Source organism: Candidatus Aminicenantes bacterium (genome assembly GCA_026393795.1).
Lineage (GTDB): Bacteria > Acidobacteriota > Aminicenantia > UBA2199 > UBA2199 > UBA2199.
Genome location: JAPKZL010000114.1, coordinates 1 through 2,056, shown reverse-complemented (window position 1 = coordinate 2,056; position 2,056 = coordinate 1). Strand labels below are relative to the sequence as shown.

At 56.8% G+C, this 2,056-nt stretch carries 2 protein-coding genes; both read left to right on the top strand.

Annotated features, from left to right (window positions below; translation table 11 throughout):
* Nucleotides 1–24: 24 nt before the first annotated feature.
* Nucleotides 25–1,377 carry a tRNA lysidine(34) synthetase TilS gene (gene tilS / locus NTW95_05615; protein ID MCX6556898.1) on the top strand — a complete coding sequence of 451 codons (1,353 nt, stop codon included), beginning with the start codon at nt 25–27 and terminating at the stop codon, nt 1,375–1,377.
* A 117-nt stretch (nt 1,378–1,494) separates the two neighbouring features.
* On the top strand, nt 1,495–2,056 hold a 562-nt coding region (locus NTW95_05610), incomplete at its 3' end, for an MFS transporter (protein MCX6556897.1).

Genomic DNA, 2,056 nt, shown 5'->3' with positions numbered 1-2,056 from the left:
CGGCCAAGGAAATCGTCGACACATATGAAATTACTATTTCCGGCATTCAAAAAAAATATCGAACAAAACCGGCTGCTCTGCTCCGGCGCTACGGTGCTGGTTGGTTTTTCGGGCGGCAAGGACTCGGTCGCCCTCATCACCCTGCTGCAGGAGCTGCAAAAAAGTTTTCCCCTGACCATCATCGCCGCTTATTTCAATCATGGCCTGCGGCCTGATGCCAAGGAAGAAGAAAACTGGGTACGCGCTTTCTGCAAGGCCCGCAACATCGAACTGGAGATCGGCAGCCGCGACCTGCGCCGTTTCCGCCGGGAAAACCGCCTGAACCTGGAACACGCCGCCTCGCTTTCGCGCTACGATTTTTTCGCCGCGCTAGCAAGTAAAATTCCCGGGGCCCGCGTGGCCACCGCCCACAGCCGTTCGGACCTGAGCGAAACCTTTTTCATCAAGCTCTTTCGCGGCAGCGGCTTGCAGGGACTCTCGGCCATTTTCGCCAGCAAGGAAAAGCAGCTCATCCGCCCGCTGCTGATTTTTTCGGCGGATGAGATCTGTGCATTTCTTGAACGCAACCGCTTGGAATTCTATCAGGATCCAACCAACCTGCAGGATGATTTTTTGCGCAACCGCATCCGCCACCGCCTTATGCCCGCTGCCAGGGAGATCGAACCCGATATCGAGGCAAGGATATTCAGGACCGTGCTGCTTATCCAGGACGAGTTCGATTATTTTCAGGGCCTGGCGCAGGAGATCCTGCGCACGAACCTGCTGTTGGGGACAGTCCTGCCAGTCAAGGCCTTTGCCGGGCTGCACCCGGCCCTAACCCGGCACCTGACCCGCGAGTACCTGCGCCTGTTGAAAGGGAACCTGCTGGGAGTCGGCTTTGAGCACATCGCTGATTTCATGCACAGCCTGGAAAGCGGACGCGGCCTCTCGTTGCCGGGCCTGAACCTGAAATTTGCCAGGGGCTGGATCTATCCGGAAAAGGTCAGGATCAGCGATTACACGCTGGAGATCGGCGGCGAAGGCCGCTGGCCTATCCCGGTTACCGGGCAGGTCATTTTGCTGAAAAAGGTTACCCGTTTCCAAATGCCCAGGGACAATTCCTATATCCTGGTGCCGGAAAGGAAACTGCACTTTCCCCTGCGCGCCCGCCCGGCCCGGATTGTGGACAAATACCAGAAGATCCATTCGCCCTACCGGCAAAGCGTTTTCGAAATGATCCGCAGCTCAGGCGTTCCGGCCCCATTGCGCAACCTCTGCCCGCTGCTGGAAAACGGCGACGGCGAGATCATCTGGGTCTGCGGCTCGCCGCTGGCCGAGGCGTTTGCGGTGGATGACACCGCGCCAGGACCCTTTATCAACATTAAAGTCACCCCCTGAGCCCAACTTTTCAGTCAATTCTCCACTTTGGCAGCGAAGGTGCAAGCGAAAAATTTCCAAAATGTCAACAACGCCGGTTTGCAATTCATCTCCTCCTGTAATAATATAAAAAACACCATGCCCGACAAGCCATTGCCAGAGATATTGAAAAAACCGCATATCTGGTGCTTCAGCACCTATTTCGCCGAAGGTTTCCCCTTCTCCATCATCCGCTCCGTTTCCACGCTCTTTTTCCGCGACATGGGCGTCAGCTTGGAAGGCGTCGGCCTGACCACCTTTTTCGGACTGCCCTGGATCCTGAAATTTTTCTGGGGACCGCTGGTCGACGAATTTGCCACCAAACGGCGCTGGCTGCTATCCATGCAAATGACCCTGGCCGTATTGATCACGGCCGTGGCCTTTTTGACCCCCCTGCCCGGCGGCTTTCGCCTGATCGCTATCATGTTATTTATCGGCGCCTTTGTGGCAGCCACCCATGACATCGCCATCGACGGCTACTACCTGGCCGCCCTGGACAAGCAGGAACAGACCAAATTCCTGGGCTACCGGGTCATGGCTTATCGCGTGGCCATGCTCACCGGCACCGGGGTGATTGTCACCATAGGCACCTCCTTCTCCTGGCTGGCGGCTTTCCTGACCGCCGGCCTGCTGCTGGGCTTGCTCGCTACTTACCATTATT